Here is a 20264-nt window from a genome sequence, read left to right as displayed (position 1 = left end):
ATCATGTGGCGGTCATCATCAGCCTGGCCGAGAGTCCGTGGACCGTCGCCGTTGCCTTCATGAGACGATCCACGACGACGGGGTCAATGCCTGGACGATGGCGCGCATCGCGCCGCCGGCCGATCTTTCCGGGCTGATCCACGGCTATAGCGATTATCGGGAGCGCACCGCGGGGTTCACGACGCGCCGCGAACTGCCCCACGCCGAGGGGGTGTTCATCGTCAACCTCGGCGAGCCGATCTCGATCACCGGCGGCAATGGCGAAAGGCTGACGCTCAACGCGAGCGAGGCCTTTGTCGCCGGCGCGCATCTGCGCCCTGCTCTGTCGCATTCGGCCGGGTCGCAGGCGGGGATCCACGTCTTTCTGCCGCTCGCCACGCTTCGTCTTCTGCTCGGGATGCCGATGCACGAGATCGCCGATCGGGTCGTTCCGCTCGACGCGATTCTCGGCCGCGCCGCGCGCGAACTGGGCGACGCGCTGGCAGCGGCGGATGGCCGCGATCACCGCATCGACCTGTTGGACGAGGCGCTGCGCCAGCGCCTGCACGGGGTCGAGCCGCCCAACGGGCAGCAGCATCACGCGCTCCGCCTACTGCGTGCGCGGCCCGATCTCGACATTTCGGCGATTGCCGCGGAAATCGGGTGGAGCCGCAAGCATATGGCCGATCGGGTGCGCGATGCGATCGGCGTCGGGCCGCGCGCGTTCCGCCGGCTGCTGCGCTTCCAGACGCTGACCGGGCTGATCGCGCAAGAGGCGGATCGACCCGATTGGGCGGGGCTCGCCGCCGAGGCCGGTTATTTCGATCAATCGCATATGATCAGGGAGTTTCGCGAGTTCAGCGGGCTTTCGCCGACCGCCTATCTCGCGCGTTCCTTGCCCGAAGGCGGCGGGCTCGTCGAAGCCTGAGGTGCCTTTCGTCCAATCCGATGCCAGGCGCCTTGTCTATCCGGGGATCGGACAACAGCGAGACCCATCATGCGACATGAGATCATTCCCAATCTGCGCTACACCGATGCGCCGCGCGCGATCGACTTTCTGTGCACCGCCTTCGGGTTCGAGCGGCGGGCGGTTTACTTGAGCGAGACCGACCCTGCGATCGTCCAGCACGCGCAGCTTATCTGGGCCGATCGCATGCTGATGATCTCGAGCGCGATCGACTCGCCCCATGTGCGGGCCGCGCGGATGAAGACGGTCGCCGAGGTAGGCGGGGCGACGATGGGGCTCTATCTGATCGTCGCCGACGTCGACGCCCATGCCCGTCGCGCCGCCGCCGCGGGCGCGGAGATCATCAGCGGCCCGGTGGATCAGGATTATGGCGGGCGCGGCTATTCCGCGCGCGATCCGGAGGGCAATGTGTGGACCTTCGGCAGCTACGACCCCTGGGCCGGGCCGGTTTGATTTAGCCACCGCCCGGTCTATCACTCAAGCTGAGCTGGTGCTGGACACGGAAGAACCGGGCGTTGAAACGGTCTGCGACGATCATCGATATTGCCAAACGCGCCGGCGTTTCGTTCAAGACCGTCTCCCGCGTATTGAACGGGGCGCCGACGGTGGCTGCCGAGCTGCGGGCGCGGGTCGAAACCGCGATGCGCGAGCTGGACTATACCCCCAACAGGGCCGCCCGGCTGCTGCGCGGCGGAAAGGCGCATGCGCTCGGGCTGATCATCGGATCGCCGGTTCGGCTGCGCCACACCGCCGATCCCGACCGGCGCCTGCCGACCTATACCGCGGACGTCATCCTCGGGCTGCTGCAGGCGTGCCACGGCGCCGAATATCATCTGGTGATCGAAAACGTCTCGCCCGCCGACGACGCGGCCGGGCGTGCGTCGTTCGAGCGGTTCCTCGATCTGGTGAAGCTCGACGGCGTAGTGCTGATCCCGGCGCTGTGCGACGTTTCCTGGGTACTCGATGTGCTCGAACGCCGCGATATGCCGGTCGTCCGCATCAATCCGGGGCTGGCGCTCGATCGCGCGCTCTGCTTCGTGATCGACAACAAAAGCGCGGCGCGCGAGGTCGGCGAGGCGATCCTTGCGCGCGGGCATCGCCGGATCGGCTTCATCGCCGGCCCCGAGACCCACACCGCGCAGCGCGAGCGCAAGACCGGGTTGCTGGAGGCGGTCGCGCAGGTCCCCGATGCGTCGGTCGTGGCGCGCCAGGGCAATTTCCTGTTCACCTCGGGGCTGGAGCAGGGGCGCGAGCTGCTCGGGCTCGCCGATCGGCCGACCGCGATCTTTGCCGCCAATGACGAGATGGCGGCGGGGGTGCTCGCCGCGGCGGCCGAGCGGGGGCTGCAGGTGCCAAATGATCTGTCGCTGGTCGGTTTCGGCGGCCTCGCCATCTCCGAATACAGCCTGCCGCGGCTCGCTACCGTCAGCCAGCCGACGATCGAGATCGCGCGAATGGCGGGCGAGCGGCTGATCGGCCATGGCGGATGCACCGCGGCCGAATGGGCCGAGGTGGTCACGATCCCCTATGAGCTGACCTTGCGCCGGTCGGTCGCCGGGGTGCCGAGAGCAGACGCCCAGCGCTGATCGTTGCGCCGCACATGCGGCAGCCGCAATCGCTGAAACCGCAGGGCGTTGACGCGTCCGCGGCGGTTGTTTACTTCTCGGGACAACGTTGTCTCGAATCGCTGTGAGGGCCTTGCACAATGCGGGGCGGCGACGGGCGGGGGATACGGGGGGAAGATGACCTATAGCCGCAATGCGCTCTTGCTGTGCACCGTCGCAGCCGCGCTGTCGTTTCCGGCAATCGCCGCGGCGCAGGAGGCGGCGCCCGTACCTGTCGCGCCGGCGGCCGACGATATCGTCGTGACCGCGCAGAAGCGCGAGCAGAACCTGCAGAACGTGCCGGTTTCGGTTTCGGTGCTGTCGGCCGCGACCCTCGCCGACAATCGCGTCAGCGGGCTCGAGCAATTGTCGCAGGTGTCGCCGTCGATCAGCTTCACCAACAGCGCCAATACGCGCGGGCAGGGGCTGGCGATCCGCGGCATCGGCACGCTTAACTTCTCCGACGGGGTGGAGCCGTCGGTCTCGACCGTGATCGACGGGGTGGTGATCGGGCGATCGGCGGCATCCTTCTTCGATTTCAACGATATCTCGCGGATCGAGGTGCTGCGCGGGCCGCAGGGCACATTGTTCGGCAAGAATTCATCGGCGGGCGCGCTCAATATCGTCACCGAAAAGCCGAGCCTGCATGCGTCCGAATTCGAAGGATCGGCAAGCTACGGCACGTTCAACGACGTGCGGCTGAAGGGATCGGGGTCGGTCGTCCTAGACGAAGGCCGCGCTGCATTGCGCCTGTCGGGGTTCCGCTCGAATGCGGACGGGATCATCACCAATACGGTCAACGGCCAGAAGCTCAACGATACCAATAGCTGGGGCGTGCGCGGCAAGTTCCTGTTCGAGCCGAGCGACGTGACGTCGATCTATATCATCGGCGACTATGGCGAGAACAATCGCAATTGCTGCGCCTCGACGGTGCGCTCGGTGCTGCCGACGACGGTCTATTATAACGGCCAGACCCGCGCCTCGCTGCTCTCCGCGCAGCAGCTCGGCCCGCTCAACCGCGAGGTGACGCTCGACGGCGAGACGTTCAACCACCAGCATGCGGGCGGCGGATCGATCGAGATCAATACCGAATTGGGCGGCCAGACGATCACCTCGATCACCGCCTATCGCGCGTTCAAGGTGTTCGACAATAACGACGCCGATCAGGTCTCGCTGCCGGTGATCAGCGTCAACAACGCGCGCCAGCGCCAGCGCCAGTTCACCCAGGAATTGCGCCTGACCTCCCCCGCCGGTCAGTCGATCGACTATGTCGTCGGGCTGTTCTATTTCTGGCAGGATGTCGTCAGCCGCACGCAGGTGAAGGGCAATCTCACCGTCAATCTGCCGCCGGGCAGCTATCTCGGCAATCAGGTCGATCGCGGCATCACCACCAAGAATGTCGCCGCCTTCGGCCAGATCACCGCGCATCCCACCGACAGATTGTCGCTGATCGGCGGCTTCCGGCTGACCGCCGATCAGGAAGTCGCCTTCTTCGATCGCACGATCCTGCCGGGCGCGGTCGCCGCGATGCCCAGCCTCGGCGGCCCGGCCTATGTTTCGCCGACGCTCAAGGCGACCGATACCGACTTCAGCTTCAAGCTCGGCGCGCAATATCAGTTCTCGCCCGATATCATGGGCTATTTCACCTTTACGCGGGGCTATAAGGGGCCGGCGCTCAATCTCCTCAACAATCTCACCGCGGCGACGGTCAATTCCGGCCTCGCGGTGCTCAAGCCTGAAATCGCGCGCAACTGGGAAGGCGGCATTCGCACGACGTTGTTCGATCGCCTGTTGACCTTCAACGTCACCGGATTCTACGAAACCTTCAACGATTTCCAGGCGCAGACCTACAATGCTTTGCTCACCACCTTCGCGCTGACCAATGCCGGCAAATTGACCACCAAGGGCGCTGAGGTCGAAGCGATCATCCGCGCGGGCAAGGGTCTCACGCTGAGCGGTAACCTCGCCTATAGCGACACCAATGTGCGCGGGTTGGTCATCGGTTGCTACCCCGGCCAGACCGCGGCACAGGGCTGCATGACGGGCGGCAAGCAGGACGTGAGCGGCGAACCGCTGATCAATGCGCCGAAATGGGCCTATACGGTCGACGCGCGCTATGCGACCGATATCGGTGAAGGGCTGCGCGGCAGCGCCAATCTCGCCTTCACCTATCGCTCGCAAGTGTTCTTCAACTATCGCGATCCCAGCACGCGTCAGCCGGGCTACGGCCTGCTCAACGGCCGGCTCTCGATCGAGACACGCGACGGCCGCTATCGCCTGTCGGTATTCGGCAAGAACCTGACCAATAGCCACTTCTCCAGCTATATCGCGGCCGGGACGCTCGACACCTCGGCGAAGGGCGCGGGTTATACGCAGCTTTTGACCCCCGATGCCTTCCGCACCGTCGGGGTCGAGGCCGCGGTCCGCTTCTGAGCGAAACAGGGGAGCGCGTCGGTCATGCTCATTTCCCGCCGCCGGTTGGTCGGTTCGCTTCTCGCCACCTCGGCGCTGGTTGGCGCGGGGAACGCGTGGCCGGCGGGCAGCGGCGGGCGGCCCAACATCATCACGATCATCCTCGATGATATCGGCTATTCCGATTTCGGCTGTTTCGGCGCGGAGATCCGCACCCCGGCGATCGACGGTCTGGCGCAAGGCGGGCTGCGCTACGTCCATTTCGATACCAAGGCGGTATGCGCGGCGACGCGCGCGTCGCTGCTCACCGGGCGCAATTGTCACACGGTCAACATGCCCGATGTGCCCGATGTCGCCGCGGTCACCCCTAACGATCCAGCGATGACGCGATTGTTCCGGCTGCCCGGCAATGCGCAGACGATCGCGCAGGTGTTGCAGCGGCGCGGCTATGCCACCTGGGCGGTCGGCAAATGGCATCTGATCCCGATGGCCGAGCTGGGCAAGGACGCGCCGCGCACCAGCTGGCCGCGCCAGCGCGGCTTCGACTATTTCTACGGTTTCCCGCGCGGCTGGACCGATCAATATCGCCCCGAGCTGGTCGAGAATGATCATTATCTTACACCCGATTTCCCCGAAGATTATCATTTGTCCGCCGATCTCGCGGACAAAGCGATCGCGCTGATCGAGCGGCATGTCGCGACGGCGGGCGGCAAGCCCTTCTTCATGAACCTCGCCTTCGGGACCGCGCATTCGCCGATCCAGGTCGCGCGCGAGTTTTCGGCGCCCTATGACGCGATCTACGCCAAGGGGTGGGACGCGATCCGCGAGGAGCGGTTCGCGCGGATGAAGCGGCTCGAGATCATCCCGGCGGATACCCGCCTGCCGCCGCGCGCGCCGCGCGATCGCGCCTGGGCGAGCCTGTCGGAGGACGAGAAAGCGGTCTTCGCGCGCTATATGGCGGTCTATGCCGGGTTCATCGAACATTGCGACCGGCAGATCGGCCGCGTGCTGCAGGTGCTGCGCGACAAGGGGCTGATGGACGATACCGTCATCGTGCTCCTGTCTGACAATGGCGCCGCGTCGGAGGCGGGCCAGACGGGGTTCTTCGACGGCCTCTATCGTCCCAACACGCTCTCCCCCGCGGCGCAACGCGCGCGGATCGACGAGCTCGGCACCGCCAAGACACAGGCGGAATATCCGCGCCCCTGGGCCTTTGCCAGCGATACCCCGCTGCGGCGCTACAAATTATGGCCCTATTCGGGAGGCACGCGCACGCCGATGATCTTCCACTGGCCGCGGGGGGTGCGCGATCCCGGCGCGATCCGGCGCCAGTTTGTCGATGTCGTCGATATCGCGCCGACGCTGCTGGAGGCGGCGGGCGCCGCGTTCGACCGACACGTCGACGGCGTCGCACAGATTGCGGTCGCGGGGCGCTCGTTCCTGCCCACGGTGGCGAGCGGCAGCGCGCCCGGGCGGCAGGTGCAATATTTCGAACTGCGCGGCAATCGCGCGATCACCAGCGGCAAGTGGCGCGCGGTCGCGATCCACGATTGTGACCAGCCTTATGCGAATGATCGCTGGGAGCTGTTCGATCTCGACACGGATTTCTCCGAAAGCATTGATCTCGCCGCGCGCTATCCGGCACGGGTCGAGGCGCTGAAGACGCTGTGGGACGCGCAATGGGCGCGGTACGGCAGCGGACAATTGGCGCAACCGTCGATCCTGACCTGTCGGCTATCCGATCTGTTCGATCGCCGCTCCGGCAACTAGCGCGCGGCGATAGGAAGAATAGGTTATTTTTCCGCCACTTCGCGGGCGTATTACACGGAAATTCAACATTCGGTTAATCTTTCGGCGCCATTGCGGCCGGGGGCGAACCGCTGGCGGCGGTGCGGCGCAAGGCCGGCGGATTCGTCCGCACGAGCAAGGGGTTGCCGGAAGGGGGCGTGTGGATGTGGACGGTGGCGTGCGCCTCTCGGCAGCGCGGGTTTTCGAGCCCGTGGCGCTTCCTCTTCGATCGACGTTTTTCCGACCGTTTTCGTTGAAGGGAATCGAGAGATGAACAGCGTGAAACAAGCGCATCGTCGGCACGCGTCCGTCTCCCGCCCGATCGCGCGCAGGCGCGGGCTGCTGACCGGGGTCGGCGGGATGGCGCTGGTGCTCGCGGGCGTTTTTCCTTCGACGGCCTGGGCCAGGGGTTATCCCGCCGGCACCGATGCCGAATTGCGCCAAGCGATCCTCGACGCGAATGCGGACGGCGATCTCAGCTCGACGATCACCTTGACCGCCGATATCGCGATCACCGGCGCGCTGCCCGCCAGCACCAAGACGCTGATCATCGATACCGCCGGCTTTTCGACCAACGGGATCGCGCCCGCCGGCCTCGTGACGCTGTACGGCACGATTCACGGCAATGACGACCCGATCAACTTTACCGGCCAGGCCGGGCTGACCACCGCCAGCCCCGGCGGCATCACGACGACGATTACCAATTACGCCACGATCACCGGGGGAAGCGGCAGCAACGGCACCAGCACCAGGGCGCTCGGCGCCAATATCCAGAACAACGGCAATTTGATCAACAACGGCACGATCACCGGCGGCAGCTCGGGCGTGGGCGGGCTCAGCGGCGGCCTCGGGATGCAGGTCAGCGGCAACGCCAGCGTGGTCAATAACGGCACGATCCAGGGCGGCGCCGGGCTGGGGGTGGCCGGTGGCGCGGGCGCCTTTATCGGCGTCGGCGTCAGCGGGGTGCAGAGCTTCACCAACAATGCGACGGGCATCGTGCGCGGCGGCGACGGTAGCGGCGGCGCGCTGGGCGGCGCGGGCATCGCGCTGAAGACGCTCAGCGTCCCGATCGTCAACTATGGGCTGATCGAGGGTGGCAATGGCGCGGTGGCGATCCAGGGGACGACGCTGCCGGTCAACATCGTGAACGGCGGCATCATCCGCGCCGGTGCCGGCGGCGCGGTGGCGATGGATCTCAGCCAGGCCCAGCTTACCCTGCTCGAATTGCAGGCGGGATCGAGCATCACCGGGCTCGTGATCGCCAACGCATCGGCCGGCTTCGCCCAATCGTTGCAGCTCGGCGGGAACGTCGATTCGAGCTTCGATATGTCGCTGGTTGGCGCGGCGGGGCAGTATCGGAATTTCAATCGCTTCGTGAAGGTCGGCACGAGCACCTGGATGCTGACGGGCAATGCCAGTGGTCTGCCGACGAGCGTCTGGGAGCTCCAGCAGGGCACGCTCCTGTTCGACGCGGGCACCGTCGGCGGGGCAATCCCCGCTATTATCGGCAGCGGCGCGCTGATCTTCCAGCAGAACAGTAACCTGTCCGTCGGAAATATCAACGGCGCCATCTCGGTCCTTCAGAGTGGATCGGGCACCACCACGCTGGTGGGGAATAATCATAGCGGCGGTACGACGATCACCGCTGGCAAGCTGTCGATCGGGTCCGAGACCGCGCTCGGCACCGGCGCGTTCACGATCTCCGGCGGCGCGCTCCAATGGACCGGCAACGGCAATATCGCACGATCGATCAACTGGGCGGCGAACGGCGCCGGGATCGAGGTCACCCCCGGTGCGAGCCTCACGCTGACACAGCCGCTTCTGGGCGGGGGAGCTTTGCTCAAATCGGGCGCCGGCACGCTCATCCTGAGCGGCGACAATACCTACGTCGGCGGCACGACGATCGCGGCCGGCACGCTGCGCGTTAACGGATCGATCCTGGGTGATGTGCAAGACGACGGCCTGCTGATCTTCGGCAATTCGGCCGCTTATACCTATACGGGCCAGATCCGTGGCGGCGGCGCTCTCACCACGAGCGGCGCCGGGTTGCTCACCCTGACCGGTAGCAGCGATTATAACGGCGCGACGACCGTCAACGGCTCGGGCGGGCTTCTCGTTACGAACAGGGCCATCGTCACCTACCGCGGCGGAACGACGCTTTCCGCGGGGCAGCTTCTCGTCAACGGGGGCGCCAAGATGACCTCCGGCGGCCCGACGACGCTGAGCTCGGGCAATACCGCGCTCGCCGTCGACGGACAGGGTTCCGCGTTCGGTACTGCCGCGATGAACGTCGCGGGAAACAATGGCCGGGTCGTGGCCGTCAACATCACCAACGGCGGCCATCTCGATCTCACCGCCGGCGGCATGTCGCTGCGAACCCAGCTCGGCACAGCGCGGTTCACGATCGACGGCACCGGCTCGCAGGCTGATATGACGGGTGGCCTGACGCTTGCCGCCGCCGCCAACACCGGCGGCGCCGTGACGATCAGCGGCGGCGGCGCGCTGCACACCGCGGCGGCCAGCACGGTCGGCACAGCGGCGGGCAATGCGCAGAACGGCACCACCCGCCTCCTCGACATTTCGATCACCGGCGCGGGATCGAACTGGACGAGCAGCGATGCGCTGCTGATGACCAATGGCCGCTTCATGCTCGATCAGGGCGGCGCGGCGACCTTCACCAACGCGACCTTCGGGACGGTCTCGGCGGCGCTGCCGGCGACGCTCACCGTTTCCGGCGCCAATTCGCGTTTCCGCACGAGCGGCGATCTGGTGATCGGCAGCGGCGCCGGCACCGGCGCGCTCACCCTCAGCGACGGCGGCGCGGTGAACGTCGCCGGCTCTCTCGTCCTCGCCGATGTCGGCACCGCGACGGGCATCCTCAATATCGGCGGCGGCGAAGGGCAGGCTGCCGCGGCGGCGGGGGCGTTCACCGCGCCGTCGCTCGCTTTGGGCAGCGCGACCTCGCGGATCAATTTCAACCACACCGACACCGATTATATTTTCGGCGCCGCGATCTCGGGCGCGGGGGCGATCAACCAGGTCGCGGGCGACACCAATCTCACCGGCAACAGCGCGTTGTTCACCGGCACGACGATCGTCTCGGGCGGTGCGCTGCGCGTCAACGGCACGCTCGGCAGCGCCGCCAGCCTCGTCAATGTGCAGAGCGGCGGCCGGCTCGGCGGCGCCGGGACGATCGGCGGCAATGTGACGATCGCCAGCGGCGGCACGCTGGCGCCCGGCAACAGCCCGGGCACGCTGACGATCGCGGGCGATCTTGCGCTCTCCAGCGGGTCTTTGCTCGATTATGAATTCGGCCATTCCGATGTCGTCGGCGGCCCGCTCAACGATCTCACCGTCGTCGGCGGCAATCTGACGCTGGCCGGTACGATCGACGTCACCGCCACCCCCGGCGGCAATTTCGACGTCGGCCTCTATCGCGTGATCAGTTACGGCGGCACGCTGAACGATCAGGGGCTTGCGGTCGGCACGATGCCGGCGGACGCGATCGTGCAGGTGCAGACCTCGATCGCCCATCAGGTCAACCTCGTCAACATCGCGGGCGTGGACGTCAATTTCTGGGACGGCGGCGGCGCGGGTGGCGACGGCATCGTCAGCGGCGGCTCCGGCATCTGGCGGAGCGGCGCGGGCAGCGATAACTGGACGCTCGCCGACGGCACGTTGAATACCGCCTATTACGACGGCGCCTTCGCGATCTTCTCGGCCGCGCCCGGCACGGTGACGGTCGATGGCGGCGGCGGCGCGGTCACCGCCTCGGGCCTGCAGTTCGCCAGCGACGGCTATATCCTGACCGGCGACGCGATCACGCTGACCGCGCCGCAATCGGTGATCCGGGTCGGTGACGGTACGCTGGCCGGCGCCGGCTATACCGCGACGATCGCATCGGCGCTGACCAGCGACGGCGATCTCGAGAAACGCGACCTCGGCACGCTCGTGCTGACCGGTGCCGATAGCGTCGCGGGCGATCTCTACGTCAGGGCTGGCGAGTTGCGGCTCGGCGACGGCGGCACGATGAGCAGCGTCAACGGCTGGATCGGCGGCGGCATCGGCGATCAGGCCCGGCTTACGGTCACCGGCCGCAACGCCAGCGGCGGCGCATCGACCTGGACCGTCGGTGGCTTGTCGGTCGGTTCGGGTGGAACGGGCGAGCTGACGATCGCCGATGGCGGCAAGATAATGAGCGACGGCGCCGTCATCGGCCAAGACAGTGCCGGTCAGGCGCTGGTCACCGGAACGGGGTCCGCCTGGCAAATCGCCGGCCGGCTCAACGTCGGCCTTTGGGAGACCGGCGCGTTGCGCATCGCGGACGGCGCGCTGGTTTCGAGCCAGGATGCGGTCGTCGGCGCAAGTGCGCACGGCGATGTCGTCGTCACCGGTCCCGGCACGTCCTGGATCAGCGCCGCGCAATTGACGATCGGCAGCTTCGGCAGCGGCACCTTGCGCATCGAGGACAGCGCAAGCGTCACCAGCGATCAGGGTTATATCGGCGCCAATGCCGATGGCAGCGTCGTCGTGACCGGTCCGGGATCGAACTGGCAGGTCACCCGCTACAACATGACCGTCGGCAACCAGGGAAATGGCGCGCTGACGATCGAGGATGGCGGGCTGGTGCACGCCGAAGGTGGCTTGCTACTCGGTGTCGCCACGGGCGCCAGCGGCAGTCTTGCCCTGAACGGTACGGCGGCCAATCGCGGGGTTCTGGAGACCAGTCAGGTCGGCGCCGGTCGGGGGACGGTTACATTTGCGATCGACGGCGGGCTGGTTCGCGCCACGCGCAACAATGGCACTTTCTTCACCGGCTTCGACGCGCGCGACATCGCCCTCGGGGCAAATGGCGGCGTCATCGACACGAATGGCTATAGCATCGGCATCGCTCCCCGCTTCACCGGGGCGGGCGCGCTGATCAAGGACGGCGAGGGCGTGCTGACCTTGACCGGTGCGAACAGCTACACCGGTGGCACGACGATCGCGGCGGGCGTTCTGCAACTCGGCAACGGGGGAACCGCCGGCTCGATCGTCGGGGACGTCGCGAACAACGGTTCACTGGTATTTTTCCATTCCGACGATATCGGATTTTCCGGCCTGATCTCGGGAACGGGGTCGGTGGTGCAGAACGGCCCGGGCGTGCTGACGCTGACCGCGGGCAACAGCTACGCCGGGCAGACGCTGGTCAACGCGGGAACGCTGCGCATCAATGGCGATCAGTCGGCGGCGACCGGGCTGACCACGGTCTTCGCGGGCGCGACGCTTGCGGGCAGCGGCGTTATCGGCGGCAGCGTCGACATGCGCGACGGCGCCACCTTGGCGCCGGGCAACAGCCCGGGGACGCTGACGATCAACGGCAACCTCTCGCTCGCCGCGGGGTCGACGCTCGCTTATGAGTTCGGCGCGCGGAACACGGTGGGCGGTCCGCTCAATGATCTGGTCAATGTCGGCGGCAATTTGACGGTCGACGGCACGCTCAATGTCACGGTCCCGGCCGGGGGCAGCTTCGATATCGGCCTCTATCGCGTGTTCAACTATGCCGGCACGCTGACCGACAATGGCCTCGCACTGGGCACGATGCCCACAGGGCCGGCGCTCACTGTCCAGACGTCGATCGCGGGGCAGGTCAATCTGGTCAACACCGGCGGCGCGCTGCTCAACTTCTGGGACGGCAGCGCCGGGGCGAACAAGCTCAACAATATGGTCGACGGCGGCAGCGGGATGTGGCGGACCGCGCTCGACAATAGCTGGACGGAGGCGACCGGGGCGGTGAACGCCGGCTATGACAATGGCGCGTTCGCGATCTTCGCCGGCACCGGGGGGCTGGTCACGATCGACAACAGCCTCGGCACGGTCACCGCCGCGGGGCTCCAGTTCGCGACGACGAATTATCGCATCCAGGGCGATGCGCTGACGTTGACCGGGCCGCAGTCGGTGATCCGCGTCGGCGACGGCACCAGCGCCGGGCTCGGCTATAGCGTGATCATCACGTCGGAGATCACCGGCAGCACCCAGCTGGTCAAGACGGACGTCGGCCGGCTCGAGCTCCTCGGCACCAACAGCTACACCGGGGGCACCGCGATCAACGGCGGCACATTGCGGATTTCCCGCGACGCCAATCTCGGCGCGGCGACGGGCGGGCTCTCGTTCAACGGCGGCACGCTCAACACCACCGCGGATCTGACCTCGGCGCGCGCGGTCGATCTCGCCGGGCAGGGCGTGTTCTCGGTCGATGCGGGCACGACGCTCACGCTCACCGGCAATCTCACCGGCGCGGGTCTGATCGGCAAGCTCGGCGCGGGCACCCTGGTGCTCGGCGGCACGGGCAGCCAGACCGGCGGCATCGAGGCGGTGCAGGGGGCGCTGTTCGTGACCGGCGATTATCGCGCGGCGACCGGGCCGGTGACCATCGACCAGCTCGCCACGCTGGGCGGCACCGGGACGATCGGCGGCAATGTGAACCTGCGCGGCACGCTGGCGCCCGGCGTCGGCGGCGTGGGCACGCTCACGATCAACGGCGATCTGCTCATCAGCCAGAGCGCGACGCTCGCTTATGAGCTCGGCCAGGCCAATGTGTCGGGCGGCGCGCTCAACGATCTCGTCAATGTCGGGGGCAATCTCGTGCTCGACGGCACGCTCAATGTGTCCACCCCGGCGGGGGGCGATTTCGGGGCCGGCGTCTATCGCCTGATCAACTATGGCGGCACGCTCACCGACAACGGCCTGACGCTCGGCAGCATGCCGGGCGGGAGCAATGTCGCGGTGCAGACGTCGGTCGCCGGACAGGTCAATCTCATCAATTTCGCCGGGCTGTCGCTCAATTTCTGGGACGGTGCATCCGGCCCGAAGGGCAACGGCGTGATCAACGGCGGGTCGGGCGCGTGGCAGAACGGCACCGGCAACGACAATTGGACCGACGCCAATGGCGTGGTGAATGCGGCCTATAGCGACGGCGCGTTCGCGGTGTTCGGCGGCAGCGCCGGGACGGTGACGGTCGACAACAGCCTCGGCGCGGTGACCGCCGCGGGGATGCAGTTCGCCGCCAGCGGCTACACGATCAACGGCGACCCGATCACGCTGACCGCGCCGCAATCGGTGGTCCGCGTCGGTGACGGGAGTTCAGCCGGGGCCGGGTTCGTTGCGACGATCAACGCGGCGCTCGCGGGCGATGCGCAATTGGTCAAGACCGACGCGGGCACGCTCGTCCTCACCGGCACCAACAGCTACACCGGCGGCACCGCGATCAACGGCGGCACGCTGCAGATCGCGCGTGACGCCAGCCTCGGCGCGGCGAGCGGGGGCCTGCGCTTCGACGGCGGCGCGCTGGCGACCAGCGCGACCTTCGCCAGCAACCGCGCGGTCACTGTCGCGGGAGCTGGGACGATCGCGACCGCGAACGCCACCACGCTCACGCTTGCCGGCCCGCTTTCCGGCAGCGGCGCGCTGGCCAAGACCGGCGCCGGCACCTTGCTGCTGACCGGCAATGGCGGCGGCTACACCGGCGCGACCACGATCGCGGCGGGGACGCTCGCGGTCACCGGGACGCTGGGCGGCACGGTCAACGTCGCCAGCGGCGCGCGGCTCGAAGGCACCGGATCGGTCGGTGGGGTCACCAACCTCGGCATCGTCGCGCCGGGCCGCGACGGGTTCGGCACGCTGACCGCGGCGAGCTATACCGGCGCGGGCGGCCGGCTGGAGATCGAGACCGTGCTCGGCGGCGACGCCTCTCAGACCGACCGGCTCATCACCGGCGCGACCGCCGGGCGCACGACGATCGATCTCGTCAACCGCGGCGGGCTCGGCGCGCAGACGGTCGAGGGGATCAAGATCGTCGACGTGACCGGGGCGTCGGACGGCACCTTCCTGCTCCACGGCGATTATGCGATCGGCGGCGAACAGGCGGTGATCGCCGGCGCCTATGGCTATCGGCTCTACAAGGGCGGGGTCGCCACCCCGACCGACGGCGACTGGTATCTGCGCTCGACGCTGCTCGTCGCGCCGGAACAGCCGCAGGTGCCGCTCTACCAGCCGGGGGTGCCGGTCTATGAGGCTTATGGCCAGACGCTGCTGGCGCTCACCGATGTCGGGACGATGCAGCAGCGCACCGGCAACCGGCAATGGGCGGCGACCGAGAGCGGCAAGCCGTCGGGGATCTGGGGCCGGATGCAGGCGGGCCGCTCGCGCCCCAATGCGACCGTCTCGACCAGCCTTGCCGACGTCAATGTCGACAGCTGGAAGATGGAGCTCGGCGCCGATCATGTGCTGAGCGAACGCGGCGACGGCGCGAGCCTCGTGCTCGGCGTGCTCGGCGGCTATGGCGAGGCCAATGCGAGCATCGCCTCGGTCTATGGCGGCGGTAGCATCAAGACCAAGGGCTATAGCGCGGGGGCGACGCTGACCTGGTTCGGGCCGAAGGGCTTCTACATCGACGGCCGCGCGCAGGCGACGTGGTTCGACAGCAGGCTGCGCTCGGCGGTGCTCGGCACGCTCGCCGACGGCAAGCACGGGTTCGGCCAGACCTATAGCCTGGAGGTCGGCAAGCGCGCGCCGGTGGGGGCCAAGCTGTCGGTCACACCGCAGATCCAGATGGTCTATCAGCATGTCACCTTCGACCGCTTCTCCGACCCGCATGGCGCGGCGGTCTCGTCACATCTCGGCGGCAGCCTCAAGAGTCGCTGGGGGCTGTCGGTCGAGCGGCAGGACGCCGGGCGCTATCTCTACGGCATCGCCAACCTCAGCTACGAATGGCTCGACGGGACGGTGGCCGATGTGGCGGGGACGCCGATCCGGCGCGAGAACCACCGTTTGTGGGGCGAGCTGGGCGTCGGCGGCAGCGCGCTGATCGGTAATCGGCTGACTTTGTTCGGCGAAGCCTCGGCCAACACAGCGATCAACGATTTCGGCAAGAGCTATAGCGTCAAGGGCAACGCCGGGATCAGGCTGGCGTTCTGAAAAGGGTGGGGAGGCGATTCACGCCTCCCCGATCGCGTTATGCCGCCAGCGCGCTTTCGATCGCGGCGGTGAGCGCGGGATCCTCGGGCGCGGTGTCGGGGCTGAAGCGGGCGAGCACCTCGCCGTTCTTGCCGACGAGGAACTTCTCGAAATTCCAAAGCACTTCCGGCTCGGGGTAGATCGGGATGTCCTTCGACGCCAACCGCTCGCGCATCGCCGCGCCGCCGGTGCGCGCCGGTCGCGCCGAGACCAGTGCCGCATAGAGCGGATGGCGATCCTCGCCCGCGACGCTGATCTTGGCGAACATCGGGAAGGTCACGTCATAGCTGGTGGTGCAGAATTGAAGGATCTCCTCCTCGCTGCCCGGTTCCTGCGCGAGGAAATTGTTGGCCGGAAAGCCGAGGACGACGAGGCCCTTGTCCTGATAGGTGCGATAAAGCTTTTCGAGCCCGTCATATTGCGGGGTGAGCCCGCATTTCGACGCGACATTGACGACCAGCGCGACCGATCCGGCATAATCGGCGAGCGATGCCGGTTTGCCGTCGATCGTCGTGACGGAAATATTCTGGATGTCCGTGCTCATCGATGAATCCTTCAATAGGTGATCCCCTTCGCCGCGAGCCGCGCGTAGAGCGCGGGGTCGACGGCGTCCTCATGCGCCTTGCGCAGCTGGATCAGCGACGCAAGCGGGCATTCGACATAATGGATCGCGCGCCAGCCCTCGGCCGTCCGCCGCAATGTCATGCTGATCCGCACCGGGCCACCGAACGGCTTGGGATAGAGCCGGTTGCCGGGCAGATAGGTGCTCCAATTGGCGTGGAAGAAAACGATCGCGACATCCGCGCCGGCCTGTACCGCATGGAGATCGCGCCATGTCAGCAGCCGTTCGGCCTTGGAGCGATCGACGCCCCAATAGCCGAGGATCGCCTCCCAGCCGATATGCGGCTCGCATTCCTCGGCGAGATAGAGCGCCTTTTCCTCGCTCTCGTCCCACAAGGCGCGCATCGCGGGCACGTCATAGCGATTCCACGCCGCGAAATAGGCGTCGAGATAATCGGTCAGCTCTTCGTGCAGGTCGGTCGACATGGTTCAGGCCCCCAGCTTGCGCAGATTGAGCGGGCGGCGCGGGATGCTCACCGCTTTCTGGCGCGTGTAGAATGTTTCCGCCGCGCGCCCGCCCTCGGCGCCGACCCCGGATTCGCGAAAACCGCCGAACGGCGCGCGCAAATCGCGGAACATCGGGGTGTTGCACCAGATCGTGCCGGCCGAGATCCGTTCCTGCGCCTCCATCACCCGCGCGATGTCGCGCGACCAGGCATAGCCGACCAGCCCGAAGCGCGATTCATTGGCGATGCGATAGGCGTCCTCGTCGCTGTCGAACGGCATGATCGCGGCGAACGGGCCGAAAATCTCCTCCTGGCACAAGCGGTGCGCGTTGGACTCGACCTCGGCGATCGTCGGCTGGAAGTAGAAACCGCGCTCGAACCCCGGCGCACGGCCGCCGCCGGCGAGGATCCGCGCGCCGCTATCGCCGATCGCGGGGACGAAGCTCATCACATGCGCATAATGCTGGCGCGTCGCGAGCGGGCCGATCTCGGTCGCGGCGTCGCGCGGATCGCCCACCCGCACCTTGCGCGTGCGCTCGACGAACGCCTCGACGAATTGCTTGTAGATCCGGCGCTGCACCAGCACGCGTGATCCGGCGAGGCATTGCTGGCCGTTGTTGCTGAAGATGCCGATCAGCGCGCCGTCCAGCGCCGCCTCGAAATCGGCATCGTCGAAGATGATATTGGCCGATTTACCGCCCAATTCCATGACCGACGGCTTCAGATTGGCGCCCGCGGCCGACATGATGATCCTGCCGGTGCGCGTGCCGCCGGTGAACGAGACGCAATCCACGTCGGGATGACGCACCAGCCGGTCGCCGACGCTTGCGCCGAAGCCGTTGACGAGATTGACCACCCCGCCGGGCAGCCCCGCGCTTTGGATCGCCTCGATCAGCATCGTCAGCCCGAGCGGATCTTGTTCCGCGGGCTTGAGCACGCAGCTGTTGCCGAACGCGATCGCCGAGGCGACCTTCATCGAGCCGAGCGCGAGCGGCGAATTCCACGGCGAGATCAGCGCGGCGACGCCGACCGGCTCGCGCCGCACATAAGTGAGATATTGCGGATCCTGCTCATAGAGCTCCGCGGTCATCTGGCCGATATAATCGGCGAAGAAGCGGAAATTGCCCGCCGCGCGCACCACCTGGCCGTTGCGGACCTGCGCGTAGGGGATGCCGGTATTGGCGCATTCCACATCGGCGATGCGGTCCGCCGCGGCGTCGATCGCATCGGCGCAGGCGCGCAGCACCGCCTGACGTTGCTCGACGCTGGCGCGGCTCCACTCGCCGCGCTCGAACGCGGCGCGGGCGGAGGCGACCGCGCGGTCGACCAGCGCGTCGTCCGCCTCCGCGACCTCGGCGATCACCGCCTCGGTCGACGGGTCGACCACCTCGATCGGCCTGCCGGTGCCGGCGATGCGCTCGGCATCGATGATCGCTGTCGCGTGAATAGTCATTGCGGGGAATGTCCTTCGTTGGATGGGGTGAGCGCCGCGGCGAGACGCGGGTGCCAGTCGATCGGATCGGGTTCCGCCAGCCCGAGCTGACGGCACAGGCTGCGCGCGAGGCACAGGTTCGAGGAAAGCAGCGGGGCGCCCGGCGGCGGATCGGCGAGCAGGGCGAGCGAGGGCATGCCGGTCCCGCTCAGCAGCACCGCGTCGACATCGCGCGCGGCAAGCGCGGTCGCGATCGGGCGCGCTTCGGCGCTGCCCAGCGCATAGATACTCCGTGTGTCTGCACTGCCGGTCTCGATGCGCCGGACCTCGGCGACGTCATAGCCGCGCGCGCGCCAGAAAAGTGCGGCGGCATCGGCCAAAGCGGGCGGATAAGGTGAGGCGAGCGCTATGCGCGTCGCGCCCGATCGCTGCAATTCGGCGTGGATCGCATCGGTGGCGGTGATGATCGGATAGCCGAACCGTGCCTCCAGCCGCTCGATCAATGCGCGCTCGCGGTCGCGATCGATCAGATAGGAGGAACCGGTGCAGGCGAAGCCATAAGCCGCGGGGCGCAGCGTATCGAATTGCGCCAGCGCGCGATCGAGATGTGTGAGATAATCGCGCAGCCGATCGATCGACTGGTCCGCGGTGCTGGTCAGCCGCGTGACTGCGACCAGCACCGCGGGGGGCATCAGCACGCGCATCTCCGCCTCGACCGTGGGGTTGGCCTGCGGCGTGCCGATCCCGATCACCCCCGCGCGGCCATAATCATAGGTCGCGGGGGTCATGCGATTTCGGCGGCCTTGCGCAGGCCGTCGATCATCGAGGTGCGGAGCAGATGCGCGCGCGCCTCGGCCGGATCGCCGGCGGTGCGCTGGAGCGCGGCGAGCATCGCGCGGCGCTTCGCCGGATCGCGCTCCTGCATTCGCGCGCGGTTGCGGTCGGCCTGGGTCAATATCTCCTGCAGCGCGATCGGGCGCCGGCGGCGCGTATAGCGATCGAGATGCGCGATCGGTCGGCCGTCGAGCACCGCGGCAAGCGTCGCGACCAGCTCGTGCGCGTCGTGAATCCCGCCGTTCATCCCCATCCCGCCCGAGGGCGAATTGACGTGCGCGGCGTCGCCGGCAAGCAGGATGCGGCCGTGGCGATAATCGTCCACGATCCGCATATGAATGCGATAGGGGCGAATCTCATCGACCACGTGGCCGCCCGGATTGGGCGCGATCTCCTGCAATTTGCGCGCGATGCTGGCGGGCTCCAGCGCATCCTCGATCGTCTCGTCGCCATCGGGATAAAGGCTGCAGCGCCACAGATCGGGCAGCCGCAACAGGCTGAAGGTGCCGTTTTCCTTCCACACGTAATTGACGTTCGACAGCGCCGGCAGGTGATCGTGGAACGGGAAGCGCGTCGTCGCGAGAATCGTCGTCTCGGGATAGGTCTTGCCCTCGAACGCAAGGTCGAGCTTGCCGCGCACCACGCTGCGCGCACCGTCCGCGGCGATCAGGAAGCTGCCGTCGAAGCGATGCAATCCCCCGGCTGCGTCGCGCGCGATGACCGACACGCCATCGTCGTCCTGCGCGACATCCTCGACCGCCATGCCCATCCGCACGTCGCCGCCCTGCGCGCGGACCTCATCGAGCAGGATGCGACACAGCACCGATTGCTTGCATTGCAGGCGATAGGGATGCGCGGTGGCATCGCCGATCGCGGCGAGATCGAATATTGCGCGCTCGCCGCTGGGATGCATGCGAATCTGCCACGTCGGGCTGACCAGCCCCTTCGCGATCAGCGCGTCCGCCACCCCGAGCCGGGCGAGCATGTCGAGCGTCGGCGGGTGGAAGGTCGAGGCGCGCAGATCGTCGGGCAGCGCCTCCGCCTGTTCGAGCAGCGTGAACGCAATGCCGCGCCGCAGCAGCAACAGCGCCGCCGTCAGGCCGACCGGCCCGGCCCCCGCTATCAACACCCGCTTCATCCCTCTCGCCGGCCTCCCTTGCAATCTCATTTGTACTAGATATAAGACT

At 67.3% G+C, this 20264-nt stretch carries 11 protein-coding genes; 6 read left to right on the top strand and 5 right to left on the bottom strand.

Going from position 1 to position 20264, the window contains the following annotated elements:
- Positions 1-37: 37 nt before the first annotated feature.
- From NED98_RS23250 to NED98_RS01160, 6 genes are all read left to right on the top strand, one after another.
- Complete coding sequence (locus NED98_RS23250; RefSeq protein ID WP_265311555.1) at positions 38-907, top strand: AraC family transcriptional regulator; 870 nt, start codon at positions 38-40, stop codon at positions 905-907.
- 69 nt (positions 908-976) lie between these two features.
- Positions 977-1399, top strand: a complete 423-nt coding sequence (locus tag NED98_RS01180; RefSeq protein ID WP_265311554.1) for a VOC family protein — start codon at positions 977-979, stop codon at positions 1397-1399.
- Positions 1400-1461: 62 nt separating this feature from the next.
- Positions 1462-2532, top strand: a complete 1071-nt coding sequence (locus NED98_RS01175) for a LacI family DNA-binding transcriptional regulator (RefSeq protein ID WP_265311553.1) — start codon at positions 1462-1464, stop codon at positions 2530-2532.
- 156 nt (positions 2533-2688) lie between these two features.
- Entirely contained in the window at positions 2689-4983 is a 2295-nt protein-coding gene (locus NED98_RS01170; RefSeq protein ID WP_265311552.1) for a TonB-dependent receptor, read from the top strand.
- Between the two features lie 24 nt (positions 4984-5007).
- Positions 5008-6732: an arylsulfatase gene (locus NED98_RS01165; protein ID WP_265311551.1), complete on the top strand. Its 1725-nt coding sequence runs from the start codon at positions 5008-5010 to the stop codon at positions 6730-6732.
- Between the two features lie 288 nt (positions 6733-7020).
- Positions 7021-15705 carry an autotransporter outer membrane beta-barrel domain-containing protein gene (locus tag NED98_RS01160; protein WP_265311550.1) on the top strand — a complete coding sequence of 2895 codons (8685 nt, stop codon included), beginning with the start codon at positions 7021-7023 and terminating at the stop codon, positions 15703-15705.
- 37 nt (positions 15706-15742) lie between these two features.
- Here the strand turns inward: NED98_RS01160 and NED98_RS01155 are convergent, their stop codons facing one another.
- The 5 genes from NED98_RS01155 to NED98_RS01135 are packed head-to-tail and all read right to left on the bottom strand — an operon-like array spanning position 15743 to position 20206.
- Positions 15743-16288 carry a glutathione peroxidase gene (locus NED98_RS01155; RefSeq protein WP_265311549.1) on the bottom strand — a complete coding sequence of 182 codons (546 nt, stop codon included), beginning with the start codon at positions 16286-16288 and terminating at the stop codon, positions 15743-15745.
- A gap of 11 nt (positions 16289-16299) precedes the next feature.
- Complete coding sequence (locus NED98_RS01150; protein ID WP_265311548.1) at positions 16300-16791, bottom strand: nuclear transport factor 2 family protein; 492 nt, start codon at positions 16789-16791, stop codon at positions 16300-16302.
- Between the two features lie 3 nt (positions 16792-16794).
- Positions 16795-18264, bottom strand: coding sequence for an aldehyde dehydrogenase (locus NED98_RS01145; RefSeq protein ID WP_265311547.1), 1470 nt, complete (start codon positions 18262-18264; stop codon positions 16795-16797).
- Complete coding sequence (locus tag NED98_RS01140) at positions 18261-19031, bottom strand: maleate cis-trans isomerase family protein (protein ID WP_265311546.1); 771 nt, start codon at positions 19029-19031, stop codon at positions 18261-18263. The genes NED98_RS01145 and NED98_RS01140 overlap by 4 nt, the downstream gene beginning before the upstream one ends.
- The gene (locus NED98_RS01135) at positions 19028-20206 is read right to left on the bottom strand and encodes an FAD-dependent oxidoreductase (RefSeq protein ID WP_265311545.1); all 1179 of its coding nucleotides are present in this window, start codon (positions 20204-20206) and stop codon (positions 19028-19030) included. The genes NED98_RS01140 and NED98_RS01135 overlap by 4 nt, the downstream gene beginning before the upstream one ends.
- Positions 20207-20264: the final 58 nt, after the last annotated feature.

The organism is Sphingomonas lycopersici (genome assembly GCF_026130605.1).
In the GTDB taxonomy this organism is placed as follows: domain Bacteria; phylum Pseudomonadota; class Alphaproteobacteria; order Sphingomonadales; family Sphingomonadaceae; genus Sphingomonas; species Sphingomonas lycopersici.
The sequence above is the reverse complement of the archived record's forward strand: the minus strand, read 5'-3'. Positions and strand labels throughout refer to the sequence as shown.

Coding starts and splice junctions, on each gene's coding strand:
- NED98_RS01180 (WP_265311554.1), top strand. CDS start 977: ATGCGACATGAGATCATTCCCAATCTGCGCTACACCGATGCGCCGCGC.
- NED98_RS01170 (WP_265311552.1), top strand. CDS start 2,689: ATGACCTATAGCCGCAATGCGCTCTTGCTGTGCACCGTCGCAGCCGCG.
- NED98_RS01165 (WP_265311551.1), top strand. CDS start 5,008: ATGCTCATTTCCCGCCGCCGGTTGGTCGGTTCGCTTCTCGCCACCTCG.
- NED98_RS01160 (WP_265311550.1), top strand. CDS start 7,021: ATGAACAGCGTGAAACAAGCGCATCGTCGGCACGCGTCCGTCTCCCGC.
- NED98_RS01155 (WP_265311549.1), bottom strand. CDS start 16,288: ATGAGCACGGACATCCAGAATATTTCCGTCACGACGATCGACGGCAAA.
- NED98_RS01150 (WP_265311548.1), bottom strand. CDS start 16,791: ATGTCGACCGACCTGCACGAAGAGCTGACCGATTATCTCGACGCCTAT.
- NED98_RS01145 (WP_265311547.1), bottom strand. CDS start 18,264: ATGACTATTCACGCGACAGCGATCATCGATGCCGAGCGCATCGCCGGC.
- NED98_RS01140 (WP_265311546.1), bottom strand. CDS start 19,031: ATGACCCCCGCGACCTATGATTATGGCCGCGCGGGGGTGATCGGGATC.